Origin of the sequence: Acrocarpospora catenulata (genome assembly GCF_018476525.1) — a bacterium.
In the GTDB taxonomy this organism is placed as follows: Bacteria; Actinomycetota; Actinomycetes; order Streptosporangiales; family Streptosporangiaceae; genus Acrocarpospora; species Acrocarpospora catenulata.
Map to the genome: position 1 here is coordinate 12752 of NZ_JAHCST010000065.1, position 24439 is coordinate 37190.

Consider the following 24439-nt stretch of genomic DNA (forward strand, 5'->3'; position numbering starts at 1 on the left):
GCCATCAACCAAGATCTGCCAGCAGCGCGCCGACGGCGTCCGCCTGCGGGTCTTCGAGGTCGCGGAAGAGTGCGAGGCACTGTTGCCACGCCTCCCGCGCCCGCCCGTCGTTCCCGGACGCCCGGTACGCCTTGCCCAGATCGACCAGGACAACCGCCACGTGCCGGCGGTCACCCAGTTCGCCGAACGTCTCGACGGCCGTCCGGAACATGGCGACCGCGCTGTCGAGATCGTCCGCGGCGGTCCGGACCAGCCCGATCTGGTGGAGACAGAGGGCCTGGCTCCACCGATTGCCGAGCTCTTCGAATATCTGGAGGGCCTCCATGTAGTACGCGTGGGCGACCGCGTACTCCGTCAGGCCCGCGTGACCGCCGGCGATGCTGAGCAGGGCCATTCCCTCACCCCGCCGGTCACCGATCCTCCGCAGCAGCGGGAGCGCCGCCTGGGAGCGTTCGATGGCCCGGCCGTAGTCTCCGGTGGACTGGGCGACCAGAGCACCGCCACGCAGCGAGAACGCCTCCCCCCACTCATCGCCGGAGTCCCGGCTGATGTGCAGGGCGTCTTCATAGTGGACGGCGGCCCCCGGGAAATTCCCCATGTCCCACTTCGCGTCACCCAGCAGGATCAGCACCCACGCCTCGGCGCCACGATCGCCGATCCGCCGGGCGGCGCGCAGCCCCATCTCATGACTGGATATCCAGTCGCTCCAGTACGAGAAACGCTCGAAAAAGGCCATCAACGCGACGGCCATCTTCCACACCAGATCGTCCTGCCCGGCCTCCGCCGCCTGCCGCAGCGCGTCCATGAGGTTCGCCCGCTCGCGCTCACACCAGGCCAGGGCGTCATCGATACCCGAGAACGACATCGGAGGGACGAGCTCGTCCTCCGGATCGAACGGAATGGGCCGCCCCTGCGGCAGCACGATCCGGTAGACGCCCGAGCAACTCCGCAGATACCAGAGCAGAATCCGGCGCTCAGTCGAGGCACGGACCTCGGCCGGCTCCTCGGCCTGCGCCCGCTCGACCGCGTACGCGCGAAGGAGATCATGGAATCGGTATCGTTCCTCGTGCGTCTCCTGAATCATGTGCAGGCCGGTGAGCGCATCCAGCAGCCGGCGCGCCTGGTTCGGCGCGGTGTCGGCGAGCACGGCGGCCGCGGCCAGGCTGACCTCGGAACCGGCGTGCATCCCCAGCAGCCGGAACATGCGCGCAGCGTCCGCCGGCAGGGCGCGATACGACCAGGACAGCACCGATCGCACCTCGGCCAGCTCGTCGTCGCCGGAGGAGAACGCGTCAAGACGGTCGCGCTCCGCGGCCAGCTCCGCCGACAGCCCGCTCAGCGTGAGGTAGCCCCTGAGCACCGCGCGCTCCGCCACGATACGGATGGCGAGCGGAAGGTAGGAGCACTGTTCGGCCAGTCTGAGCGCCGCGGCGGGCTCGGCGTCCACTCTCGCGGCGCCGATGATGCTGCCCAGCAGTCGGATGGATTCTTCGGGTGAAAGAACGTCAATGACCATACGTTTCACACCATCCCTGATCACTAGTCCGGACAGGAGGCTGCGACTCGTGATAACAACCATCGATGTCGGCGACCCGGGCAAAAGCGGACGCACTTGCTCCGCGGTGGCGGCGTTGTCGAGCACCACCAATATGCGTTTTCCTTCCATCGCGGACCGATAGAGAGCGGATCTCGCGTCCAATCCGGCCGGTATCTTCGCAGCCGGAATGTTCAGGTATCGCAGGAGGGTATCAAGCGCCTGCTCCGCCGAGAGCTGCGGCATTCGGTCGTAGCCGCGCAGATTGATATAGAGATCCCCGTCGGGAAACCTGTCCTTGACCCGGTGCGCCCAGTGCACGGCCAGCGCGGTCTTCCCGACACCGGCCTCCCCGGCGATCGCCGAAATTATTATCGGCGCCGGCCGTGCGCTCGCCGGCTCGGCCAACGCGGCCAGATTGTCGTCGAGTTCTTCCAGGGAGTTCTCGCGGTTGACGAAAGGGCTGATCGCGGGTGGCAGCTGCCGGGGAGTGGGCAGGCGCCCTTCCCGGGTGAAGCCGAGCCTCTCGTGCAAGGCGAGCGAGGCCGTGTTGAAGTCGTATATTTCAACGGTGCACTTGTGAAAGCGCCGCTCCGTGAACATGTAGCGCAGCACCAGTCGCGCGGCCTGCGTCGCGAAGCGCCGCCGCTGGTATTCCTGGAGTATCGCGATGCCGTATTTGAAGCTGCCCGCGCGCGGGTCGGCGTCGAACGTGGCCAGCGCACCGGCCAGGCGGGTTTCGCCGAGCGGTTCGATGCCCAACGCGAAGCTGTCCCCATCCGTGCCCCGATCGGCGAGTTCCCTGGTCTCCCGCTGGTAGGTCTCGACGGACTTGGGCGGGCCCAGCGCGCTGACCCCGCGAACCCCTGGGCTGTACTGGTCGAAGGCGTGGTAGTAGGGCCAGTCCGACGCCTCGATCGCGCGCAGCCTGACCAGGTCACCGGCCCAGTACGAGTGAGGCGAATCCACCGCCGGCCCCTATCGGCCCACGGGGAAGGCATCCAGGTACCGGTCGAACGTGAGGGCGTGATGCCAGGTGGCGTCCCGCCATTGGAGGTGCCGCACGACCTCGGCCGGATCCTCGGTGCTTTCGAAGCCGAGAAACCGGTCGTCGGATTCGTTGAATCTCAGGAAAACCAGGAGGCGACTGTCGAATACCCAGTAGTCGTAGTCGGGAAGCTTCAGTTCGTGCGCGGTGTCGCGGAGCAGATAGCGGATGTCCTCGCCGGCGTCGAGATTGAGCCGGGTGTTCGCTATTTCGAACCGGAGAAAGTCGCTGGGTGGATCGTCGACGACCCGGACCCTTTCCACGCGCTTGCCCGTCGCCGTCTGCTCGGACATGAGATCGAGCCAAGGGCGTAGCCATTCGCTGCCCGGGTCCGCTCCGGTGAGAAAGCGCTGGAACGGCGCGTCCTCGCTGGCGACGCCGTACATACGCCGTACTTCCAGCCGGTAGGCGGTGTGTTGGAATCCGGAGAACAGGGAAACAAAGGCATCGTTGTCGGTGATGAGACCGCCCATGTCAGACCGTGAAGTCGTACCCGGCCAAGAGGCTTCGGGGGACGACGACGAAGGTCTCGCCAGGGAGGACGTCACGCAATTGTCCGAGGGCTTCCTCGTCGGTCAGCCGGTAGCCCTGGACAACGATTTCACCGGTATCGGTCTCGTACAGGCTGGGACATGATCCAGCATTGCTGGACGTCGCCAGAAAACGCAGCCTCATGAGCTCTCCCCCACACGGTTTTTGACCTTGCCGCAGATAATAACTTATCCGTGGTTCTTTACCAATGGCCCGCGTAGTAGGTATAGGACTGCCCTAAGGTTGATCATCTAGTTCTAGTGGTGCCCCCGCGCTTTAGGTCTCTTGTGATGGTGTGGCGACCAAAGAGGCTTATGTGCTGCCACCTGTGGCTGGTGCGTGTCCGAGAAATCCGGCCCGCCGCATTCTACTGATTTCGCGCATACCGAATTATTGTTGGAATAATTCCTTCAAATTCGCCTGAACGGTTCAGACGGCCGTGGCCAGTTCGCGGTGGACGCGGTCGGTGACCCTGCGCTCGAAGAGGAAGGAGAGGAAGGGCACGGTTCCGGCGAGCATCACGCCCAGGATGTACGGCCAGGACCAGCGGGCCTTCATGCCGAGGTTGACGGCGGCGACCAGATAGACCATGTAGAGGAAGCCGTGGATGGGGGAGACGACCCGGGAGGGGCCTTCGATGTCGAAGCCGTAGCGGAGGACCATGCAGGTCACCAGGACCAGGAGCATGACGCCGACGACGTAGGCCATCACTCGGAAGGGCTTCAGGGCGGATTCCACGGTCGTTTACCTCGGGAGGGGTTCGGGGTCGGGCACGGAGAGCTCGGGGGCCTTCGACTTCGAGCGGCGGACCTCGTCGCGGACGAAGTGCCACCACATGAAGACGGCGAACAGGGCGAAGATCCACCACTGTGCCGCGTAGGCGAGATTACGCCAGGTCAGCGTGCCTCCCTGGGTGGGCGGGGGCACGGCCACGGCGCGGGCGGTGAGCGGGGGGTCCTGGCTGGTGGCGATCAGGTAGCCGTCGTGCAGGCGGCCTTCCCACAGGTTGAGCAGGTGGGCGGTGGACACCATGGCCACCTGCCCGGCGGGCAACGCCCCGTCGTGCTGCACGGCATCGCTCTGGTCGGGGGGTCGCAGCCGCCCGGTCACCCGTACCGTGCCCTCGGGTACGGCCACCGCCTGGTCGGCGGCGTCGGCCACCCAGCCGCGGACGACCGCCAGCGTGCTGCCGTCGGCGAGTTGCAGCGGAGTGAGCAGCCAGTAGCCCTGACCGCTGTCGGCCCGCCCGCCGGGTGCCTCCACATCCGGCCTGCGGTTGGCGACCAGGAGTTGGTCGGTGGCCGTGTAGCGGCCTTCCGCGGTCACCTGGCGTCCGACGGCCTCGGCGGAGAGCCGCTCGCCGAGCTTGCTCAGGGTGCCGACCGGGACCGGCGCGGGGTCGGCGGTGGAGGCAGGGCGGCCGGAGTCCTCGAAGACGGCCAGCTGCCAGCGGCCGAGCAGGGTGAAGGCGATGAGCACCCCGATCACCAGCAGGTGCAGGGCCACCATGCGGGGGGAGAACAGGGCGCGGAGCATGGCTATCACGGTATCCGGCGGTGGGCGCGGTCCGGTCGGCGGGCGTGGCCTCGCGAGGCGCCGGCGGGTCACGGCCGGGCCGTGGGCGTCGGGCTTTCCGGGCCGGATCGATGATCGACACCCCAGGTGAGCTTTCGCAATTCCGACAAACAGGTGTCATGTGCGCAGGGTGTGTCGCTAGAGTTCGTGGCATGTCCGACCCTCAGGTTGACCCGGCCGGGAACACGCAGCAGTTCAAGGCCTTCGCCCGCCAGCAGGACACGGCGTCCGCCAACGAGCAGCCGTCCCGCCTGCCGATCTGGATCGGCGTCGGTGTCACGCTGCTTGTCGTGATCGCCGTCGTCGCGTACATCGCGATCGGCTGACAACCCAAGAGCAAACCGCCGACGACCGCGCCCGTCGGCGGTTTTGAGCTACCCATTTAATGAGAAACCCGTCCCAGAGACAGCCGCAGAGCCTCCGTTCAGGGGACTCGCCGCTGCGGCTATCCAGATCACGCCTTTCTCATTAAAAACGGCGGAGCTACCCGGCCCTGACCACAAGGGCGCTCCCGCCGCCCCGGCGGACCGGTTCGGCTACGGCCTGGACCCTGCCCCGGCCGAGGAACTCCAGCGCGGTGGCCGCCCCGATCTCCGAGGTGACCGCGAACACGTGGCCCTTGGCGGTGAGTTCGTCCCCGTACTGGGCGATGAACGCCTGTTCGGCCTGGGTCGCGGGGATGTTCCGCTGCGAGGCGCGCGGCGCCTCCACCGCCTCCGGCAGGGACATGCCGAAGTCCAGCCGGTTGAGCAGGATCTGCAGCACGGTCGTGATGATCGTCGCGCCGCCGGGGGACCCGACCGCCAGGAACGGCTTGCCGTGCTTGAGGACGATGGTCGGCGCCATCGAGGACCGCGGCCGTTTGCCGGGCGCGGGCAGGTTGGGGTCGCCCGGCGCCGGGCCGAAGGTGAAGTCGGTCAACTGGTTGTTGAGCAGGATGCCCCGCCCGGGCACCACGATCCCGCTGCCCCCGGTCTGCTCGATCGTGATGTTGTACGCGGCCACGTTGCCCCACTGGTCGGTCGCCACCAGATGAGTGGTCTCCGGGCCCTCCGGCAGCGGCTCGGCCTTGGTCCCGGGGGCGGCGGACGGGCAGGGGCCGTACCGGCCGTCGGGGGAGCCGGGCGCGGCCGGGTTGGGGAGGGCGGTCTCGCCGATCAGGCAGGCGCGCTCCTTGGCGTACTGCTGGGAGAGCAGCTCGCGCAGGGGCACGTTCACGTACGCGGGATCGCCGACGTAGGCGTTGCGGTCGGCGAAGGCGAGGCGGGAGGCGTCCAGGTAGGCGCTCAGGGTGACCTTCCCGGTGGCCTCCAGGATGTTGAGCGCCTCGCCGACGGTGGAGCCGCCCGAGGAGGGCGGGGCCATGCCGTACACGTCCAGGCCCTGGTAGCGCACGTGGGTGGGCTCCGGGGTGAGCGCGCGGTAGGCGCGCAGGTCGGCGAGCTCCATCAGGCCGGGGCGGACGTTCCTGGTGGAACCAGGGGTGACCGGGGGGTTCTTCACGGTGGCCACGAGATCCTGGCCGAGCGGCCCGCCGTACAGCCAGGAGGGGCCGCGCCGGCCGAGCTCGCGGTAGGTGCGGGCCAGGTCGGGGTTGCGGAAGGTGGAGCCGACCGCGGGCGGCTGCCCGCCGGGCAGGTAGAGGGCGGCGGTCGAGGTGAAGTCGGCGAACCTGGCGGCGTTGGCGGCGGTCTGGTCGTAGAAGGTCTGGTCCACGACGAAGCCGCGGTCGGCCAGGTCGGCGGCCGGTTTGAGGGCCTCGCGGAGGGAGAGCGTGCCGTACCGGCGCAGCGCCAGGTCCCACTGGGCGACGCTGCCGGGCACGCCCACCGAAAGGCCGCTGGTGACCGCGTCCGCGAACGGGATGCCCTCGAAGGTGGTCGCGGTCATCGCGGCGGGGGCGGTCTCCCGGCCGTCAATGTTGATCACTTTGTTGCGTTTGGCGTCGTAGTAGACGATGAACCCGCCACCGGCCAGACCCGCGGAGTAGGGCTCGGTGACGCCCAGCGCGGCGGCGCCCGCGACGACCGCGTCCATCGCGTTCCCGCCCTGTTTGAGCACGCCGAGGGCCACCTTGCTAGCGTCTAGGTCCACGGTCGCCACCGCGCCCCCGTACCCCTCGGCGACCGGCTGCTTGACCGCGGGGGCGGCCGTCGCCGGGGGCGCGACGAGCCCGGCGGTCACGACCACTCCGAGAATCGATCCGGCTAAACGCTTCATTGCCGCTCCTCACTAGGAATGATCACTTAGCATGACTCAGCCAGTCAGATCAGCCGACCCTTTGTCCACATCCGGACAATGTCCGTGCCGGACAGTCACAAAACTGTTACTGGTGGCATCCAGGGGACCACGTTACGTTGCGAAGCATGTCGGCCGGCGCACTCTTCGGTAGTGGACTGGCCGCCGGCCTGCTGGCCGGCACAGCGTCGTGCACGGCCATGCAGGGCGGGCTCCTGACCGGCCTCGCCCGGGTTCGCGGGGATGTGGCGCTCTTCCTCGGCGGCCGGCTGGGCGGCCATGTCCTGATCGGCGCCGCCCTGGGCCTGATCGGCTCGGCGGCCAAGATCGGCCCCACGGTCCGCGCGGTCCTGCTCATCCTGGCGGGCCTGCTGGTCCTCTTCTTCGGCGTACGAGCTCTGCGACGCGACCATTGCGCTCCGGCCGACATTCCGGCCACGCCAGGACGGTGGCGGGCATTCCTCCTGGGTGTCGCCACCGTGCTCATGCCCTGCGGCGTGACGATCAGCATGGAGATCGTCGCCATCTCCACCGGTTCGGCCGTCGAGGGCGCCGCCGTGATGGCCGGTTTCGTCCTCGGCTCCACCCCCGGCTTCGCCCTCCTCGGCGTCCTGATCCGCCTCGCCGGCGCCAAACTCATCGCCGTCGCCGCCCTGCTCGCGGCGTTCGTCACCATCGGCGCGGGCCTGCGCCTCGGCGGCTGGCTCCCCTCCTGGGATTCCCCCGCCGTCGCCGCCACCCTCGCCGCCGACGGTTCCCAGCACCTGACCATCTGGGCCACGGAAGCCGGGTTCCGGCCGTCCATAGCCGCCGCCAGCGCGGGTCACCCCATCGAGATCACCTTCCGCACCCAGGACAACACCGGTTGCACCCGCACCCTCACGATCAACGGTCAGGACCTCGCCCTCCCCGAATCAGGCTCCACCGAAATCCGGCTCCCACCCCACGGACCCGGCACCCTCCGCTACACCTGCGGCATGGGCATGTACGCCGGAGTGATCCGGATCAACTGACCTCGCCAAATGGGTAGGTCAGTCGGGGATGGTGTCCTGGCGGGTCAGGGTCTCCAGTTCGTGCAGGCTCTGCCGGGTCAGTTCCAGTTCGGTGCTCAGGTCGTCCAGGGCCAGCGTGCTCTCCGGAGTGAGGGTCGCCGTCATGGTGGACACCTCGACCACCCGGGCGACCAGGGTCTCCAGGCTCAGCGTGCCGGACTGGAGCCGGGCCAGGACGCGCTCGTGCACGCCCCGCAGCCGGGCCACCACCTGCTGCTGCGTGGTCACCGCCGCGAGCGCGTGCTCCAGTTCGGCGGCCACGTCGGGGGCGGCCGACCGGAGGGCCTGCCCGAGCCGGGCGTGTTCCCGGGAGAGGAACACCGGGTCGAAACGGGATAGCGCGGTCGCGGTCAGCGATGCCTGGCCGGCCAGCCGGTGCAGGGTGGCGACCGTGTCGTCGATCTGGGGGCGCATGGTCGCCACCCGGTCGAGCAGGAGCTCGCCGCGCATGCCGTCGGCGAGGTCGGCGAAGCTCGCGGCGGCGCGCCGGGCCCGCAGCAGCCAGCCCTCCTCCGGGCTCCCCTTGGTGACCTTGGGTAGCTCGGCGGAACCGGGCTCGTCGGGGGCGGTGTTCTGCCAGGCCGAGGTGAAGGCCTTGACCGCCCATACGGTGACGCCCACGGTCGCGGCGGCGGCCGGGTGCACGCCCACCGCCCAGGCGGCGCCCGCCGCGGTGGCCCCGATGAGCAGGCCCCACGGGTCGCGCAGCTCCTGGCTGAACCTAGAAATTCGAGATCACCGCCGTGAACACCTGGTCGATACTTCCTGCTTCGCGGGAATCGTATGCTGCGGCGTTGGTGGTCTGCGAGATCTGGCGGAGCACGTCCAGGTCGGCGTCCTCACCGTAGGCGATGGTGAAGATCCGTACGGTGTCCTGGCCCGGCTCCTTGCGCAGGTCGGGGAGGAGGTTGTCCAGGGAGATGGAACCCTCGTCCTCGTTCCGGCCGTCGGTGAGGAAGACCACGGCGTTGATCGCGTCGCTGTCCTGGTTGGCGAGCACGTGGCGGTAGGCGGCGCGGGCGGTGTCGTACAGGCCGGTGCCGCCGCCCGGGATGAGGGATTCGATGCGGGACTTGAGGTTCTTGGTGTTGGTTCGGGAGATGGGGAGGAGTTCGCGGTAGTCGCGGTCGCCGTCCAGTTTGGTGGAGAAGATCCAGAGGCCCACGTGGTCGTTGGGGCCGAACTGCGGGAGGGCGTTGACGGCCGCCTGTTTGGCGAGCTCCAGCTTGCTCTGACCGGTGCCGGACACCTCGGCGGACATCGAGCCGGAGACGTCCATGACCATCAGCACGTTGGCGGGTTTGCGGATGGACGCCCAGCTGGTGAGGACCTGGTCAAGCACGGCGGGCACCGGCACGCTCAGCTTGGTGGCCGGCTGCTTCGGGTCGAGGCCGTTCTCCGAGGTGATGAGTTTCCCGGCTTCACCCTGGTAGGAGCGGAAGGCGTACGAGGCGAACGCGGCCTGCTGGTCGTCCTCATGGAGATATTTCAGGAAATCGGTGGCGGCGGCGCGCTTGGGGCCCTCGGCCCAGGACAGGATCGCGTACGGGTTGTCCGAGAAGAGGGTGCCCTCCTTGGGGTAGATCGCGACAAGCGGGACCTTGGGCTTGGCGTGCTCGCCGAGGGTGGCCGGATCGCCGGTCGGGTTGCCCTGGTTGTAGTCCCAGACCGACTTCTCCTCAACCGTCACCGCCGAGATGTACGACATGGCGGCGCCCGCGTCGTCCGCGCGTTGCAGGTTCGACAGGAAGGTCAGCGTGGTGTCCCCGTAGTGCACGATCGAGCGTTCCACCCCCTTGACGAACGCCTGGGTCTTCGGGTCGGTCACGTTCTGCTTCAGCAGGTCCCCGGAGAGCCCGGTGGCCGCGAAATACGCTCCGACCGTGGCGTTCAGCCCAGAAGTCGAAAAATTGGGATTTGTTTTACCTAACCGGAAGGCCCCCCACTCCGGGTGCCCGTACCTGGCCCAGCCCTTCGGGTCGGCGCCCAGCTCCAGGATGTCCGACCAGCCCAGCTTCTTGCCCGGCCAGCCCATCGCCTCGGCCATCGGCCTGGGCATCGCGATGACCAGCGGCGTGTTGGCGATGGACGGGTTCTCCTCGCCGATCGGGGCGGGCTTGTCGGCGGCCTGGGCGCGCTGCCGGAGCAGGGTGAGCCAGCCGGCGGCGGCCGGGGACCAGACGTCGGGCCGGGGCCCGTCGGCCCGCTCGTCCCAGCCCCGGGCCAGCGCCTGCATGGCGCCGCCGGACGCCTTGGAGTTGACCACCACGTCCACGCAGTGCCCGTCCACCTTCCGGCCGCTGTACTCGCCGGCGATCTTCCGCAGCAACTCGGACTTCTCGCTGGAGGCGGCGACGACCAGCCGCACGCCGCCGTCCCCGCAGGCCCCGCTCGCCTCACCCCCGGAGTCGCCGCCCCCGATCCCAGGAAGGTCCACCCCGCCGAACACGGTACGGAGCACCACGATCAGCGCTCCCGCGAGAATGATCGCGACAATGAACGGGGCTAAGCTGCGCCGTCGTCGTTGCGGCTGCTGGTTCACACGAGCTCCTGTGATCGGAAATGTCAGGCCGACGTCTGAAATTTCCGACGAATGGGGGCCTGCGTTAGTTGCCGATCCTGGCAGAGGTCATTCCGCGGCGCCGTACTCGGCCAGGAAGAGGGCCTCGGCGGTCGCGATCCGACGCAGCTCCGCCAGCACCACCCGCTCGTTGGGCGCGTGGATCGAGGCGTCGTCGTCCTCCGCCCCGTACAGCAGGATCTCGGCGGCGGGGAACTGCCGCACCAGCGTGGCCACCAGCGGGATCGACCCGCCCTGCCCGACGTCGCGCGGCGCCCGCCCGAAGGCGCGCTCCATCGCCCGGTCGAGCGCGGCCCGCGCCCGGCCCCCGGTGTCGGCCAGGTACCCGGAACCCACGGTGAAGTCGGAGAAGCTGACCTGCGCCCCCCACGGCGTGACCTGCTTGAGGAAGTCGGTCACGTCGTTCAGCGCGGTCTTCGGATCCCCGGCCGGGGGCACCCGCACGGTCACCCGCGCCCGGGCCACCGCCTGCACCGCGTTGATCGCCTCGGACACGCTGGGCACGTCCAGCCCGGTCACGGTCACCGCGTACGACGCCCAGAGCCGGTCGGCCATCGAGCCGGAGCCGACCAGGGAGACGCCGTCGAGCACGCCGGCGGTGACCCGGAAGTCGTCGGCCGATTCGCCCTGCCCGCCGAAGGCGCCGCGCGGCAGGCCGGGGACCCGCACGTCGCCGCTGTCGTCGTGCAGCGCGGTGAGCATGCGCATCAGGGCGGCCAGCGCGTCCGGCGCGGCGCCGCCGAAGGAGCCGCTGTGCACGGCCTCGCGCAGGGTGCGCACCTCGACGGTGAAGGCGGCCAGGCCGCGCAGGCTGGTGGTCACGGCGGGGTCGCCCACCCGGGGGTTGCCGGAGTCGGCGACCACGATCGCGTCCGCCCGGACCAGTTCTGGGTTGGCCTCGACGAAGGACTCCAGGCGCTCGCCCGCGTACTCCTCCTGTCCTTCGAGCAGGACCTTGATGCCGACGGGGAAGCGGCCCTGGAAGGCGCGGAGCGCGGCGACGTGGGCGATGAGCCCGGATTTGTCGTCGGCGGCGCCCCGGCCGTACATCGCGCCGTCGATGATCGTCGGCTCGAAGGGCGGGGTGCGCCAGAGCGCGGGGTCCCCCGGGGGCTGCACGTCGTAGTGGGCGTAGAGCAGCACGGTGGGGGCGCCGGGCGGGGCGGGGGCCTCCGCGTACACGGCGGGGAAGCTGCCCTCGATCGGGATGAGGCGGACATCCTCCAGCCCGGCCGAGCGGAGCAGTTCCTCGGCGATGGCGGCGGCCGCCAGCACCGGCTCCTCGGGGTGGCCGGGGAAGGCCACGGACGGGATGGCGACGAGCCGCCTGAGGTCCTCCACCGCCTGGGGCATGCCCGCGCCGACGGCGCTTTCGATCTCCTCGGGTGTCACGTCGTCTTCCTCATGGTGTCTCAGCATTCGGTCGTTCCCATTGGATCACAACACGCGTCAAGGGTCGGAGATGCCCCCGATTCTCCTCACGGATTTCGTTGCTGTTGCAGGAAGACATCACGGAATCCGATGCCTTGCCAGATTGACACCACGCAATCGCTTGGCAATTGGCGAAGTCACGATGCACACTGTGGAGAAGTCAGCGACCGAGGGAAGCATGAGATGACGCACGCCGACGACCTTCAGAAGGCCGCGCAGGACAACCTCTGGATGCACTTCACCCGGCACGGCTCCTACGCCGGCGGAGAAGTGCCCATGATCGTTCGGGGCGAGGGCGCCTACATCTTCGACATCCACGGCAAGCGTTACCTGGACGGGCTGGCCGGCCTGTTCGTCGTCCAGGCGGGCCACGGGCGCAGCGAACTGGCCGAGGCCGCCGCCAAGCAGGCCCAGGAGCTGGCCTTCTTCCCCCTCTGGTCGTACGCGCATCCCAAGGCGGTGGAACTGGCCGCCCGGCTGGCCGAGGCCGCCCCCGGCGACCTCAACCGGGTGTTCTTCACCACCGGCGGCGGCGAGGCGGTGGAGACCGCCTGGAAGCTCGCCAAGCAGTACTTCAAGCTGACCGGCAAGCCGCTCAAGCACAAGGTGATCAGCCGCCAGATCGCCTACCACGGCACTCCGCACGGCGCCCTCTCGATCACCGGCATCCCGCCCTTCAAGCAAGCCTTCGAGCCGCTGGTGCCGGGTTCCGTCCGGGTGCCGAACACCAACTACTACCGGGCCGACGAGATCAGCGGCGTGCCCGGCATGACCCCCGAGCAGTACGGCCGGTGGGCCGCCGACCGGGTGGCCGCCGCGATCGAGATGGAGGGCCCCGACACGGTGGCCGCCGTCTTCGTCGAGCCCGTGCAGAACGCCGGCGGCTGCTTCCCGCCCCCGCCCGGCTACTTCCAGCGGCTGCGCGAGATCTGCGACCGCTACGACGTGCTGCTCGTCTCCGACGAGGTGATCTGCGCGTACGGGCGGCTCGGCACCATGTTCGGCGGCCAGAAGTTCGGCTACGTGCCCGACATCATCACCTCCGCCAAGGGCCTGACCAGCGGCTACTCCCCGCTGGGCGCGATGATCTGCAGCGACCGGCTGTTCGAGCCGTTCAAGGCCCCCACCGAGATGTTCGCGCACGGCTTCACCTTCGGCGGCCACCCGGTCTCCGCCGCGGTCGCCCTCGCCAACCTCGACCTGTTCGAGCGGGAGGACCTGCTCGGCCACGTCCTCCGGAACGAACCGATCTTCCGCGCCACCCTCGAACGTCTGCTCGATTTGCCGATTGTCGGAGATGTCCGCGGGTCCGGGTATTTTTGGGGTATCGAGCTGGTCAAGGACAAGGTCACCAAGGAGACCTTCACCCCCGAGGAGTCCGAGCGCATGCTCCGCGGCTTCCTCTCCAAGGCCCTGTTCGACGCGGGTCTCTACTGCCGCGCCGACGACCGTGGGGACCCCGTCGTGCAGCTCGCCCCGCCTCTGATCGCGGGCCCCGAGGAATTCGACGAGATCGAGTCGATCCTGCGGGGCGTGCTCACCGAGGCCTGGGCGCGGCTCTAAGACTCCTGGCGCACCTTCTTGTCCGGCTCAGGCGCGCCAATCCCATATTTGGAAAGGATCATCCGCCATGAAGATCGGCGTGCCTGCCGAGGTCAAAAATCACGAGTACCGGGTCGCCGCGACCCCTGCCGGGGTCCACGAGCTGGTCCGGCACGGGCACGAGGTGCACGTGCAGCGAGGCGCGGGCCTCGGCTCGCACATCGTCGACGAGGAGTACCTGGCGGCCGGCGGCAAGATCCTGGACAGCGCGGACGAGGTCTGGGCCGAGTCCGACATGATCCTCAAGGTCAAGGAGCCCGTCGCCGAGGAGTACCACCGCCTTCGCGCCGGCCAGGTGCTCTTCACCTACCTGCACCTGGCGGCCTCCCGGGAGTGCACCGACGCGCTGCTGGCCAGCGGCACCACCGCGATCGCCTACGAGACCGTGCAGGCGGGCGGCACGCTGCCGCTGCTCGCGCCCATGTCGGAGGTGGCCGGGCGGCTCGCGCCGCAGGTCGGGGCGTACAACCTGATGCGCTTCAACGGCGGGCGCGGCGTGCTGCCCGGCGGGGTGCCCGGGGTGGCGCCGGCCAAGGTCGTGGTGATCGGCGGAGGCGTGTCCGGGCTGCACGCGGCGCAGATCGCCGTGGGAATGGGGGCGGACGTCACCATCCTCGACGTCAACCTGGACCGGCTGCGGTTCATCGACGCGATCTACCAGGGGCGGCTGAAGACGCTGGTCTCCACCTCGTACGCGATCGAGCAGGCCGTGGTGGAGGCGGACCTGGTCATCGGGGCGGTGCTGATCCCCGGGGCCAAGGCGCCGACCCTGGTCTCCAACGAGCTGGTGTCCCGGATGAAGCCCGGCTCCGTCCTGGTGGACATCGCCATCGACCAGGGCGGCTGCTTCGAGGACTCCCGCCCGACCACGCACGCGGAGCCGACCTTCCTCGTGCACAACTCGATCTTCTACTGCGTGGCGAACATGCCCGGCTCGGTGGCGAACACCTCCACCTACGCGCTGACCAACGCGACGCTGCCGTACGCGGTGAAGCTCGCGAACCAGGGCTGGCAGGAGGCGCTCCGCCACGACCCGGCGCTGGCGGGCGGGCTGAACGTCCACGCAGGCGCCATCACCAACGAGCCGGTCGGGGTGGCGCACAGTCTCCCCTACACCCCGGTCGCGGAGCTTCTCGCCGCCTGATTCCATCCTTTACGGCTGTCGCCACCTCCCGCCGACCGCCGTAATCCCTGCTGGTCCGCGTTTCGGCGCTCCTCCCCGATCCGGGCGGGGCGCCGTTACGTTTCTCGGTCACCAAATGGGTGGGCTTGCGTGAGTCGGGTTGCGTGAGTCGGCTTGCGTGAGTCGGCTTGCGTGAGTCGGCTTGCGTGAGTCGGCTTGCGTGAGTCGGGTTGCGTGAGTCGGGTTGCGTGAGTCGGGTTGCGTGAGTCGGGTTGCGTGAGGTGGCTTGACTGAGTGGGCTTGCCGTTTTCCGCGTATTCGGGGTGTGGGTCAGTGATGCTTCCTGTGTGGGTGATGAGGGGAAGGTGCGGGGGCGGCTCTATGTCGTCTTGATGGGGATTGCGGGGGTTGTTGCGGCCGGGGCGGTGTTGATTCAGCTTCCTGGGGCTTTGGCGGAATTGGTCGTTGGGGTGGTGGGGGTTGTCGCGGCGGGGGCGGTTGGGTCCTTCGTGAGTGAGGTGATCGCGGCGCGGCGGTTGGTCCGGGCTGGGGAGGAGGGGGACGCGGCTGCTCTGGTGGGGCGGCGGGCGGCTGTTGCCGAGGGGCGTGAGCCCGCGTTTGTTGATGAATCGCATGCGTCGTTGCTCCGGCCGGAGCGGGGGGTTGTTCCGTTTGTTGGGCGGGCTGAGGAATTGGCTCGCTTGGTGGATTGGTGTGGGTCGGGGGCGGCGAATCCGGTTTTTCTGCTTACCGGTAGGGGTGGGGTGGGGAAGACCCGGCTGGCCCTGGAACTGGGTGAGGAAATGCGGGGGCGGGGGTGGCAGGTCGACACGGCGGTGCTTCCCGGGGAGGAGGGGCGGCAGCTTTGGCGGGTGCGTGAGCTGGGTGGCCATGCGCTGTTGGTGATCGATTACGCGGAGACCCGTACCGGGCTGGCGGAGCTTCTGGCTGAGATGGCGCGGCTGGTGGCGGGCGGGGACGGGGATCGGGTCCGGGTTCTGCTGGTCGCGCGGGCCGCCGGGGAGTGGTGGGAGCGGCTGGGGGCCGACCTTCCCGGGGTGCGGGCGCTGGTGGAGGCCGCCGCGCACCTGGAGTTGGCGGCGGTTCCGGCCGCGGATCTCGACGAGTCCCGCCTCGTGGAGACGGCGGCCTTCGCGGCGCTTCCTCAGGAGCAGGCCGTCAGCGCGCTCACCGTCCTGACCCGCGCCGGTCTGCACCACCCCGGAGGCGGGCGGCATCCTGGAAGGCGTGCTGCGGCGCGACCTCGCCGGGCTGGCTCCGGCCGCGATCACAGTGGCGGTGGGGACGGGGACGCGCATGGGTACCCTGCTCGAACAGGTCTTCGCCGATGCGCCCGCCGACCTGCCGGACCTGGAGGGGATCGCCGGGGCCCTGCCCTACCCGTCCGTCGTCCTGGCCAGGGCGGAGGCCACGCTGATCCGGCGCATCGTGGACACGCTCCCGGCGAAACGCGACCCCGCCGAGCGGGCGGCCTGGTCCGTACACCTGGCGATCGCCCTGAACCAGGTCGGCCTGCACCGGGAAGCGCTGGACGCGAGCCTGCGCGCGGTGGCCGGTTACCGGATCCTGGCCGCAGCCCAGCCCCGTGCGCACCGCGAACCTGGCCCAGAGCCTGATGACCCTCGGCACCTGCTACGCGGAGCTGGGTCGCCTGGTCGAAGCCCTCCAGGTCACCGAGGAGTCGGTGGTCATCCGGCGTCAGCTGGTCTCCGTCGATCCGGACCGGCACCGGACCCATCTGGCGTTCGCGGTGACCAACCTCGGCACTCGGTTACAACAGCTGGGCCGAGCCGAAGAGGCGATGCGGGCGGCGCGGGACGCCATCGCCGTCCGGCGTGACCTGGCGCTGGCCGACCCTGATCAGCACCTTCCCGACCTGGCGCTGGCCGTGACCAACCTCGCCACCATGCTCACCGGGCTTGGCCACCCGGCCGAGGCGCTGCCGCTCCTTGAGGAGGCGGTGGCCATCCGCCGCGAACTCGCCGCGGCCAACCCCGATCGCCATCTCCCCGAACTGGCCCTGGTGCTGACCAATCTCGGCGTGTGTCTCGCCGAACTGGGCCATCCCGCCGAGGCGCTGCCCGTCGCCCAAGAGGCGGCGGACACCTGCCGGGCACTCACTGCGGTCAACGCCGACCCGTATCGCCCCCACCTGGCAGCCGCCCTGGTCAACCTCGGCGGGCGGCTCGCGGAGCTGGGTCGTCCCGCGGAGGCGGTCGAGGCCACCCGGGAGGCCGTGACGATCTATCGCGACCTCGCCACCACCAGCCCCGACCGCTACCTCCCCGACTTCGCCATGACGTGCACGTCAATGGGCATCCTCCTGCTCGATTCCGCCCGGATCCCCGAGGGCATCCGGTACCTCGCGGAAGGCATGGAAATCGCCCTGGAGCACGGCTGGGACGCCGTCATCGGCTTCGCGGTGCCCGCCCTCATCCAGGCCTACGAGCGCGACCCCGAGAAGTTCGCCGCCGGATGGCGTACGGCCACGGAGTCGGACCTGCCGCCGTGGATATCGGAAGCCCGCAGGGGTGGCGGAACCTAGGCGGACAGCTGGGCGATTTCCGCGGGGCCGGCGTTGCCGCCGGTGCAGATGATGGCGATCTTGCGGTTGGCGAAGGTGGCGGGGTGGGCGAGGAGGGCGGCCAGGGGGGCGGCGCCGGCGCCTTCGGTGAGGGTGTGGGCGTGGGTGGCGAGGAGGCGTTGGGCGGCGCGGATGTCGGTGTCGTCGAGGAGGAGGAAGTCGGTCAGGGTCTCGCGCATGTGGCGTTGCGGGACGGCGAAGGCGGAGCCGGTGGCCAGGCCGTCGATGGTGGTTTTCATGGGGCGGTGCACGAGTTCGCCCAGGCGCCAGGAGTCGTGGGCGGCCGGGGCCTGGGCGGACTGCACGCCGATGATCTGGCAGTGCGGGGCGAGCGAGCGGGCGACCAGGCCGGCCGCGGCGGCGCCGGTGCCGCTGCCGATGGGGACGACGATGGCGTCCAGGTCGGGCTGGCGGGTGAGGACTTCCAGGTAGAGGGTGCCGACCCCGGCGATGATCTCGGGTTCGTCGCCGGGGCTGACCAGGCGGCGGCCCTCGGCGTCCGCCAGGTCCCTGGCGTGGCCGGCGGCCTCGACCATGGTGGCCCCGGCGACCACGACCCGCGCCCCGAGGGCCTCGACGGCGGCCACCTTGGCGGGGTTGGGGTTCTCCGGCATCACGATCGAGCAGGGCACGCCGAACAGCCGGGCCGCGTACGCGATCGACTGGGCGTGGTTGCCGGTCGAGTAGGCCACCACTCCCCGGTCGCGCTCCGGCATGCCCGCCAGCAGCGCGAGGCCGCCCCGCACCTTGAAGGCCCCGGTCGGCTGGACGTTCTCGTGCTTGACGTACACCTCGGCCCCAGCCAGCTGGTTGAGCACCGGGTAGGACCACATCGGCGTTTCCGGCAGGTACCCGGACACCACCCGCCGCGCGTTGAGCACGTCTCGCATTTCCGTCATGCCACCCACCTTGACGTCCGCGCCTCGTGCCTCGCAACAAGGCCACTCAGCCGCGTGACGGAGTCGATCTCCGCCGCCTGGGGGAGGATGACCTCCGGGTCTCCACAGGGCGGGTCGTCCTGACCCGGTATGCCCCGCTAGCCTCCCTTTCATGGGGGGCGAGATCCGACTGGTCATCGCGGACGACCACGCGATGGTCCGCTACGGGCTGCGGCTCGCCGCGCAGGCGCAGGGCCTCGACGTCGTGGGCGAGGCCGCCGACGGGCTCGACGCGCTCGCCACCACCCGGCGGTTGCGGCCCGACGTCCTGCTGATGGACATCGAGATGCCACGCATGAACGGGCTGGAGGCCGCCAGGCAGCTGCTGGAGGACCAGGATCCCCCGAAGATCGTCATGCTGACCACGTTCGACACCGACGCCAACCTGTACGCGTCACTCCGCCTGGGCGTGCAGGGATATCTGCTCAAGAGCTCCTCGCCCGAGCAACTCGTCGAAGCGATCAGGACGGCGGCGGCCGGGGATGCGCTCATCGACCCCGCGGCGACCGCCCGGGTGATCGCCGCGTTCGCCGCCTGCCCCGACCCGGAGCCGCCCCCCGAACTGGACACCCTCACCCAACGGGAGCACGCCGTCCTGGAGTTGCTGGCCCGCGGCCTGTCCAACCCGGAGATCGCCCATGAGCTGGGCGTCGGCGAGGCGACGGTACGGACCCACGTCGCCCAGGTGCTGCACAAGCTGGGCCTGCGCAACCGCGTCCAGGCCGTGGTGTTCGCCTACGAGACCGGAGTCGTCCGGCCCAGCGGGCGCGGTCGGCGCGGATGAGGACGGCAGCCGCCTGGCGGCCGAACCTGCTGGACCTGCTGCTCGCCCCCGCCGTCACGGCCGCCGGGCTGGTCGAGTCGCTGGGCCGCCAAGGTCCCCAGCCCGGTCAGATCGCGGACCCGCTGCCGCTGGCGGCGGGGGCCGTGGTCGCGGGCGTGCTGGTGCTGTTCAGGCGGCGTTTCCCGGCCTCCATGCTGCTGGCGCTGGTCCTCGTCGGCGTGGTCGTGGGGTGGCTCGCCCCTGGCGTCTACTACCCGGCCTGGCACTTCTACTCGACCCTCATCCTCATCCACACGGTGGCGAGCGCGGCCGAGCTGCGCAGCCGGCGCGGGATCGAGGGTCTGGTCTCGGTCCTGGTGTCGTACGGCTACCTGCAGACCCTGCCGGACAACGACGTGCCCGAGATCCTGATCAAGGCCATCTTCGTGGCCACCGCGTACACCAGCGGAATCCTGCTGCGCCGTCAGCTCGACCGGACGCGGCGGCTCGCCGAGGAGACCACCCGCCTGGAAGTGGAGCGCGAGCGCGCGGTGGCGGATGAGCGCGCCAGGATCGCCAGGGACCTGCACGACATCGTCGCGCACAACGTCAGCCTGATGACCCTGCACACGGGCGCGGCGCGGCTGCTGCTCGGCGAGGACCCCGCCCGCGAGCAGGAGCGCGGTCTGCTGCTCGGGGTGGAGCGGGCGGGGCGGGAGGCCGTCGGGGAGTTGCGGCTCATGCTGGGCGTCCTGCGCGAGACGGATGCGGGCGCCGCGGCCGCGCTGCCCGGCCTGGGCCGGCTGGAGGAGCTGGTCGAGCAGGTCGCGGCGTCCGGGCTCGACGTCCGATTGAAGATCGTCGGTGATCGGCGCCCGCTGCCGTCCGCGCTCGGGCTCTCGGCGTACCGGGTGATCCAGGAGGGCCTGACGAACGTGCTGAAACACGCGCAGGCCACCGGTGTCGACCTCGTCGTCACGTACGGCGAGGCCGAGCTGACCGTCGAGCTTGTCGACGACGGGAACGGCGTGCCCGGCGACCGGCCCGTCGCCGGCCACGGCCTGGCCGGCATGCGTGAACGGGTTGCCCAGCACGGCGGCGAGCTGGTCGCCGGTCCTACCGGGCGTGGAGGCTTTGGTGTGACGGCGCGGTTCCCGCTCGCCGAGTCCGGCTGACCGGCCAGGGGCCCGGGGGTTCCTCCCCTGCCCACTCGGCATCGCTCATCCGCAGCATGCCCAGCCCGAGCACGCCCGCGCCGGCCAGGTACAGCAGCCCGCCCACGGCGGTGCCGATCGGGAAGATCGGGGCGGTGAAGATCCCCGCCAGCATCGCGAAGGGCGCCCACCAGGGGGAACGACGGCTGTAGGCCAGGGCCAGGCCGAGCAGGAGCAGGCCGGCCAGGCCGACGAAGCCGGGGATCTGGAAACCAGGCGCCGCCGCCGCGAACGCCTCCTCCGCGAGCCGTGCGCCTTCGGCGGCCGTGGGCATCCCGGCTTCGAGCTTGACGTAGAAGAAGTCGCCGAGCATCAGGCCCGAGAAGTTGACCACGCCGAGCAGCGCCAGGCCGCCGGCGACGTGCCCGAACAGGACGCCGCGGTGCCGGATCAGATGGATCATCCCGATGATGCCCGGGATCAGCAGCACCCAGCTCCAGTGCAGCACGGAGGCGCTGACCGCCACCTGGTCCGGGTACCTGCCGTAGACCCCCAGGGTGTCGCCGCCCTGCCGGATCGCGGGATCGGCGGCCAGGCCCACGACGTACAGGACCGGCGCGGCGATCAGACAGATCCCGGCGGCCATTCGGCGAAACGCTCGCGGATCGGAGAGCACAGACATTGAGACCTTCCCTTGCGTACGCCCGAGTGGGCGAGTTCGTGTAGGGAAAGTCAGGCAGCCGACCTGGCCGGGTGTCGTCCCCCGGCCGAGTTACGGCCCCTCGGCCGATCAACCGAGTCGGGAAAACAAGATGTGGGCCGTGGTCGCCTGTCCGTATTGTCAGGGGCATGCCGGATATAGGAACGCTTGCCGTTTTTGCTGGGGCCTCGTTGGCGTTGTTGCTCGTGCCCGGGCCTGCCGTCGTCTACATCGTGACCCGGAGCGTGGCGCAGGGGCGTGCCGCCGGGCTGGTGTCGGTACTGGGCGTGCACGCCGGGTCGGTCGTGCACGTGCTGGCCGCGGCGCTGGGGATCAGCGCGCTGCTGGCGGCGTCGGCGACCGCGTTCACGGTGGTGAAGTATCTCGGCGCGGCGTATCTGGTCTGGCTCGGCGTGCGGAAGCTGATGGGCGGGTCCGGGCCGGAGACGGCCGAGGTCGCCGCCGTGCCGGTGTCGCGGCTGTTCGGTGAGGGGTTCGTGGTCAACGTGCTCAACCCGAAGACCGCGATCTTCTTCATGGCGTTCCTGCCACAGTTCGCCGATCCGGCCGCCGGGCCGATCGCGCCGCAGATCGTGCTGCTGGGCGCCATCTGGATCGCGCTGGGCATAGCCAGCGACGGCACCTACGCCTTTCTGTCCTCGGCCTTGGCGGGCCGCCTGCGCCGTTCGGCGGCGGCCCGGCGGCGCCTGGACATCGGCAGCGGAATCGTCTACCTGGGTCTGGGCGCCGCCGCCGCACTCACCGGCGAAGGCCGGAAGTAACCTCGGTCAGCGGCCGATCCCCCGGCGCCGGATGCGCCGGAGCCTGGCCCGCTGGGACTCGTCCAGCATGAAGTAGCCGACCGCGGGGGCGGCCAGCAGGCCGATCACAACGAGCCAGGCCAGGAGGCTGGGCAGCAGCCAGAGAGCGATCAGCGAGCCCACGCCCGCACCGATGTAGTACTTGGCAAGTGGCGACATGTCGGCCCCTTCGGTTCGCGATACATCTCAATACTGCCCAACGGACGGGCTCTCCGCGCTCAACGAGGTGAGCCCGTCCCAAAGTTCCGCCAACCGTCTGAGGTCAGGCGAGGGCCGTGAGGGTCTTCGCGCCGCCGGGGTCGGATGCCGTGCTGGCGGGGACCAAGGCCACCTCGTCGACACCGGCCGCCGCGTACTCGGCGAGGCGGGACCGGATGGTGGGGAGGTCGCCGAGGAGGGCGACCGACTCCAGGAGTTTGTCGGGGATGGCGGCCAGCAGTTCGCGGGGGTGCGGGCGGGTCCTGGCGTACTCCACGATGTCGGAGAAGCCGGCTTCGGCGAACATCTCGCCGTAGCCGGGGGCCGCGAGGTAGCCGACCACGCCGCGCCTGATCTGTTCGACGGCGGCGGTGTCCGGGTCCACGGCGGCGGTCACCCAGGCGGTCACCCGCGACGTGGGGGACAGGGCCCGTAGGTCGCCGATGAGCCGGGCGGCGGAGGCCGGAGTGATCAGGTTGAGGACCATGCGGTCGGCGTTGGCGGCGACGCGGACCGCGGCCGGGCCGAAGGCGGCGACGCTCACGGTGGAGCGGGGGGCCGGAAGGCGGAGGCGGTAGCCGTCGCTGCGCGGGTGGGTGGTGCGGTCGCTGGTGGACTTCTCCCCGGCCAGGAGCGGGCGCAGGGCGGCGAGGGCGGCGGCGAGCGCGGCCGTGGAGCCCGCGTGCGGGCGGCCGTGCCAGGCTTCCACGACGAGCGGGCTTGAGGTCCCGATGGCCACGTCCACCCGGCGGCCGGTGAGGTCGGCCACCGAGGCCGCGCCCATGGCGATCATCATCGGGTCGCGGACCGCCACCGCCAGCGGGCCGACGGTCAGCGAGATCCGGGTGGTGCCCAGGCCGATGGCGGTGGCCAGCGCGAAGGCGTCGTAGGTGGCCATCTCGCCGACCCAGAGCTCGGGGTAGCCGAGCTCGTCGGCGGCCCGCGCGGTCCGCAGGGCGTCGTCGGCGGGCCGGTCCTGCCAGAGCCCGAGCGCGACGGTCAGCTTCACGCGGCCCGCCCCTTGAGCTGGTCGGCCCGCACCCAGGTGGCGTGGAAGCCGAGGGGAACCCGCTGCGGCAGCAGCACCCGGGCCAGTGGGCCCGCGCTCAGGTCGGCGGCGTCCAGGATCTGCACCTCGGAGCGGCCCTCGCGCTCGTCGGTGACGAAGGAGACCAGGTAGCCGTCGTCCTCGCCGGTGGCGCCGTCGCGCGGGGCGAAGGGGGCCTCGCTGCCGTAGCGGTGCTCGCCGTAGTAGTACGTCTGCTTGGCGCCGGTGACGTTGTCGTACTTCACCAGGCCGTCGAAGAGGTTGGTGTCGGCCTCCTTGACCGAGACGTTGTAGGCGTACCGGCTGGGCTGCCCGGTGCGGCGGGCGTCGATGGACGGGAACTCGGTGTTGTGGTCGCCGTCCACGTACTCCTCCCGGGTGGCGCCGGTGACCAGGTTGAAGCGGTAGCGGTAGAGCCGGGCGTCCAGCTTCAGGTAGGAGATCATGCGGGCCAGCGGGCTGCCGGTGCCGCTGGGCGCGGGGCGGCTGACCCGGCAGACGTCGAGGATGATCTCCTCGCCGGACTCCCAGGAGTTGACCACGTGGTAGATGTAGCAGGGTTTGGCGTCGAACCAGCGGATCTGGTCTGGGCAGCCGCGCCGGGGGATGACGCCGAAGCGGGACGGCAGCTCCCGGTTGAAGGTCAGCTTGTACCGGCCCTGCCGGGCGGCGTCCAGGTCCTGGTAGAGCGGCAGGTCCATGAGGATGGCGTAGTTCTCGGTGATGGACATGTCGTGCGGCAGCCGCGCCCCCGGTAGCTCCAGCTCCACGCAGTGCTCCACCGCGCCGCCCGCGCCGACCACCCCGTACCGCAGGTACGGCGGGCGGGGCCCGTAGTCGAACCAGAACAGCTCGCCGGTGCGCTCGTCCACCTTCGGGTGGGCCATGAAGTCCCCGGTCAGCGTGTCCAGGAAGGTCTCCACGCCGAGCGTCTCCAGGGAGAGCGGGTCCAGCGCGTACGGCGAACCGCAGAGATACCAGGTGGCGAGCACCTTGCCCCGGTGGAAGATCACGTCGGTGTTGGCCGAGTCCTTGAGGTTCAGCCCCCGGGTGTTGCCGAACGGGTTGGCCTTGGGGTTCTCCATCACCCCGGTCCACAGCGACCGGTCCTTTTCTGTGTGGAACGCCTGAGTGCGGACATACCTATTGCGGTACCGGGCCGTGCCGTTCTCGAAGTGCATGGCGTGGACCATGCCGTCGCCGTCGAACCAGTGGTAACGACCGCGCATGGGGAACCGCGCGTTCGGACCGTTCCGCAGGTACACGCCGTTGAGGTCGGCTGGGATCTGCCCGATGACGGTGAGGTCCTCGGCGGTGATCTCGTCCTGGACGGGGGCGTAGACGCCGAGCAGGTACGGATTCGGTTCGCCGGACTCGTCCATGATCACCACAGGTTGTGCCATGACGTGAAACTATGATAAACGAAGTCAGGTAGTCAATGTGACCCTTAAGGTAGAGTTTTTCGATCTGTAGTCCGCAGTGGCGGGAAAGTACGCA

22 protein-coding genes are annotated in these 24439 nt (G+C 69.9%); 8 read left to right on the forward strand and 14 right to left on the reverse strand.

What is annotated here, in order from left to right; genetic code table 11:
• Positions 1 to 4: 4 nt before the first annotated feature.
• The 5 genes from KIP79_RS38685 to KIP79_RS38705 all read right to left on the reverse strand — a co-directional run bounded on the left by KIP79_RS38685 (position 5) and on the right by KIP79_RS38705 (position 4649).
• Positions 5 to 2503 (reverse strand): ATP-binding protein, encoded by a 2499-nt coding sequence (locus KIP79_RS38685; RefSeq protein WP_214109982.1) that lies wholly within the window; start codon positions 2501 to 2503, stop codon positions 5 to 7.
• 9 nt (positions 2504 to 2512) lie between these two features.
• Complete coding sequence (locus KIP79_RS38690) at positions 2513 to 3055, reverse strand: DUF6879 family protein (RefSeq protein WP_214109983.1); 543 nt, start codon at positions 3053 to 3055, stop codon at positions 2513 to 2515.
• A 1-nt stretch (position 3056) separates the two neighbouring features.
• Positions 3057 to 3257: a hypothetical protein gene (locus KIP79_RS38695; protein WP_214109984.1), complete on the reverse strand. Its 201-nt coding sequence runs from the start codon at positions 3255 to 3257 to the stop codon at positions 3057 to 3059.
• A gap of 285 nt (positions 3258 to 3542) precedes the next feature.
• Positions 3543 to 3851, reverse strand: coding sequence for a DUF3817 domain-containing protein (locus tag KIP79_RS38700; RefSeq protein ID WP_214109985.1), 309 nt, complete (start codon positions 3849 to 3851; stop codon positions 3543 to 3545).
• Positions 3852 to 3857: 6 nt separating this feature from the next.
• Entirely contained in the window at positions 3858 to 4649 is a 792-nt protein-coding gene (locus KIP79_RS38705) for an SURF1 family protein (RefSeq protein WP_214109986.1), read from the reverse strand.
• A gap of 191 nt (positions 4650 to 4840) precedes the next feature.
• Between KIP79_RS38705 and KIP79_RS38710 the strand changes: the two genes are divergently transcribed.
• Entirely contained in the window at positions 4841 to 5014 is a 174-nt protein-coding gene (locus KIP79_RS38710; protein WP_214109987.1) for a hypothetical protein, read from the forward strand.
• A 157-nt stretch (positions 5015 to 5171) separates the two neighbouring features.
• Here KIP79_RS38710 and ggt read toward each other — a convergent pair whose 3' ends face one another.
• Complete coding sequence (gene ggt, locus KIP79_RS38715; RefSeq protein ID WP_214109988.1) at positions 5172 to 6908, reverse strand: gamma-glutamyltransferase; 1737 nt, start codon at positions 6906 to 6908, stop codon at positions 5172 to 5174.
• Positions 6909 to 7054: 146 nt separating this feature from the next.
• Here ggt and KIP79_RS38720 point away from each other — a divergent pair, with 146 nt between their 5' ends.
• A complete protein-coding gene (locus tag KIP79_RS38720) occupies positions 7055 to 7939 on the forward strand; it encodes a sulfite exporter TauE/SafE family protein (RefSeq protein WP_214109989.1) in 885 nt (294 codons plus the stop codon).
• A gap of 18 nt (positions 7940 to 7957) precedes the next feature.
• Here the strand turns inward: KIP79_RS38720 and KIP79_RS38725 are convergent, their stop codons facing one another.
• From KIP79_RS38725 to KIP79_RS38735, 3 genes are all read right to left on the reverse strand, one after another.
• Positions 7958 to 8629, reverse strand: coding sequence for a hypothetical protein (locus KIP79_RS38725; protein WP_214109990.1), 672 nt, complete (start codon positions 8627 to 8629; stop codon positions 7958 to 7960).
• A gap of 70 nt (positions 8630 to 8699) precedes the next feature.
• A complete protein-coding gene (locus KIP79_RS38730) occupies positions 8700 to 10520 on the reverse strand; it encodes a substrate-binding and vWA domain-containing protein (protein WP_214109991.1) in 1821 nt (606 codons plus the stop codon).
• An 87-nt stretch (positions 10521 to 10607) separates the two neighbouring features.
• Positions 10608 to 11978, reverse strand: coding sequence for a M20/M25/M40 family metallo-hydrolase (locus KIP79_RS38735; protein WP_250214547.1), 1371 nt, complete (start codon positions 11976 to 11978; stop codon positions 10608 to 10610).
• A 195-nt stretch (positions 11979 to 12173) separates the two neighbouring features.
• Here KIP79_RS38735 and KIP79_RS38740 point away from each other — a divergent pair, with 195 nt between their 5' ends.
• The 3 genes from KIP79_RS38740 to KIP79_RS38750 all read left to right on the forward strand — a co-directional run bounded on the left by KIP79_RS38740 (position 12174) and on the right by KIP79_RS38750 (position 17281).
• Entirely contained in the window at positions 12174 to 13553 is a 1380-nt protein-coding gene (locus tag KIP79_RS38740; RefSeq protein WP_214109992.1) for an aspartate aminotransferase family protein, read from the forward strand.
• A gap of 67 nt (positions 13554 to 13620) precedes the next feature.
• Positions 13621 to 14736, forward strand: coding sequence for an alanine dehydrogenase (gene ald / locus KIP79_RS38745; RefSeq protein ID WP_214109993.1), 1116 nt, complete (start codon positions 13621 to 13623; stop codon positions 14734 to 14736).
• A 1585-nt stretch (positions 14737 to 16321) separates the two neighbouring features.
• The gene (locus tag KIP79_RS38750) at positions 16322 to 17281 is read left to right on the forward strand and encodes a tetratricopeptide repeat protein (RefSeq protein ID WP_214109994.1); all 960 of its coding nucleotides are present in this window, start codon (positions 16322 to 16324) and stop codon (positions 17279 to 17281) included.
• Here the strand turns inward: KIP79_RS38750 and KIP79_RS38755 are convergent.
• Entirely contained in the window at positions 17278 to 18219 is a 942-nt protein-coding gene (locus tag KIP79_RS38755) for a threonine ammonia-lyase (protein ID WP_214109995.1), read from the reverse strand. The genes KIP79_RS38750 and KIP79_RS38755 overlap by 4 nt on opposite strands.
• A gap of 151 nt (positions 18220 to 18370) precedes the next feature.
• Between KIP79_RS38755 and KIP79_RS38760 the strand changes: the two genes are divergently transcribed.
• Together KIP79_RS38760 and KIP79_RS38765 are read left to right on the forward strand one after the other, a co-directional pair.
• Positions 18371 to 19042 (forward strand): response regulator, encoded by a 672-nt coding sequence (locus KIP79_RS38760; RefSeq protein WP_214109996.1) that lies wholly within the window; start codon positions 18371 to 18373, stop codon positions 19040 to 19042.
• Positions 19039 to 20196: a sensor histidine kinase gene (locus KIP79_RS38765; RefSeq protein ID WP_214109997.1), complete on the forward strand. Its 1158-nt coding sequence runs from the start codon at positions 19039 to 19041 to the stop codon at positions 20194 to 20196. The genes KIP79_RS38760 and KIP79_RS38765 overlap by 4 nt, the downstream gene beginning before the upstream one ends.
• Here KIP79_RS38765 and KIP79_RS38770 read toward each other — a convergent pair.
• Complete coding sequence (locus KIP79_RS38770; protein ID WP_214109998.1) at positions 20138 to 20821, reverse strand: hypothetical protein; 684 nt, start codon at positions 20819 to 20821, stop codon at positions 20138 to 20140. The two genes, KIP79_RS38765 and KIP79_RS38770, sit on opposite strands and share 59 nt — an antisense overlap.
• Before the next feature lie 245 nt (positions 20822 to 21066).
• On the opposite strand from KIP79_RS38770, the gene KIP79_RS38775 reads away from it, so the two are divergent.
• On the forward strand, positions 21067 to 21657 hold the full coding sequence (locus KIP79_RS38775) for a LysE family translocator (protein WP_250214548.1): 591 nt from the start codon (positions 21067 to 21069) through the stop codon (positions 21655 to 21657).
• Between the two features lie 6 nt (positions 21658 to 21663).
• On the opposite strand, the gene KIP79_RS38780 is transcribed toward KIP79_RS38775, so the two are convergent.
• The 3 genes from KIP79_RS38780 to KIP79_RS38790 all read right to left on the reverse strand — a co-directional run bounded on the left by KIP79_RS38780 (position 21664) and on the right by KIP79_RS38790 (position 24345).
• Positions 21664 to 21855, reverse strand: a complete 192-nt coding sequence (locus KIP79_RS38780; RefSeq protein ID WP_214110000.1) for a tail-anchor membrane protein — start codon at positions 21853 to 21855, stop codon at positions 21664 to 21666.
• A gap of 103 nt (positions 21856 to 21958) precedes the next feature.
• Entirely contained in the window at positions 21959 to 22903 is a 945-nt protein-coding gene (locus tag KIP79_RS38785; protein WP_308170110.1) for an LLM class F420-dependent oxidoreductase, read from the reverse strand.
• On the reverse strand, positions 22900 to 24345 hold the full coding sequence (locus KIP79_RS38790; RefSeq protein ID WP_214110001.1) for a carotenoid oxygenase family protein: 1446 nt from the start codon (positions 24343 to 24345) through the stop codon (positions 22900 to 22902). The genes KIP79_RS38785 and KIP79_RS38790 overlap by 4 nt, the downstream gene beginning before the upstream one ends.
• Between the last annotated feature and the right edge of the window lie 94 nt (positions 24346 to 24439).

Coding starts and splice junctions, on each gene's coding strand:
- ald (WP_214109993.1), top strand. CDS start 13,621: ATGAAGATCGGCGTGCCTGCCGAGGTCAAAAATCACGAGTACCGGGTC.
- KIP79_RS38695 (WP_214109984.1), bottom strand. CDS start 3,257: ATGAGGCTGCGTTTTCTGGCGACGTCCAGCAATGCTGGATCATGTCCC.
- KIP79_RS38765 (WP_214109997.1), top strand. CDS start 19,039: ATGAGGACGGCAGCCGCCTGGCGGCCGAACCTGCTGGACCTGCTGCTC.
- KIP79_RS38735 (WP_250214547.1), bottom strand. CDS start 11,978: ATGCTGAGACACCATGAGGAAGACGACGTGACACCCGAGGAGATCGAA.
- KIP79_RS38780 (WP_214110000.1), bottom strand. CDS start 21,855: ATGTCGCCACTTGCCAAGTACTACATCGGTGCGGGCGTGGGCTCGCTG.
- KIP79_RS38710 (WP_214109987.1), top strand. CDS start 4,841: ATGTCCGACCCTCAGGTTGACCCGGCCGGGAACACGCAGCAGTTCAAG.
- ggt (WP_214109988.1), bottom strand. CDS start 6,908: ATGAAGCGTTTAGCCGGATCGATTCTCGGAGTGGTCGTGACCGCCGGG.
- KIP79_RS38770 (WP_214109998.1), bottom strand. CDS start 20,821: ATGGCCGCCGGGATCTGTCTGATCGCCGCGCCGGTCCTGTACGTCGTG.
- KIP79_RS38690 (WP_214109983.1), bottom strand. CDS start 3,055: ATGGGCGGTCTCATCACCGACAACGATGCCTTTGTTTCCCTGTTCTCC.
- KIP79_RS38705 (WP_214109986.1), bottom strand. CDS start 4,649: ATGCTCCGCGCCCTGTTCTCCCCCCGCATGGTGGCCCTGCACCTGCTG.
- KIP79_RS38740 (WP_214109992.1), top strand. CDS start 12,174: ATGACGCACGCCGACGACCTTCAGAAGGCCGCGCAGGACAACCTCTGG.
- KIP79_RS38760 (WP_214109996.1), top strand. CDS start 18,371: ATGGGGGGCGAGATCCGACTGGTCATCGCGGACGACCACGCGATGGTC.
- KIP79_RS38755 (WP_214109995.1), bottom strand. CDS start 18,219: ATGACGGAAATGCGAGACGTGCTCAACGCGCGGCGGGTGGTGTCCGGG.
- KIP79_RS38790 (WP_214110001.1), bottom strand. CDS start 24,345: ATGGCACAACCTGTGGTGATCATGGACGAGTCCGGCGAACCGAATCCG.
- KIP79_RS38720 (WP_214109989.1), top strand. CDS start 7,055: ATGTCGGCCGGCGCACTCTTCGGTAGTGGACTGGCCGCCGGCCTGCTG.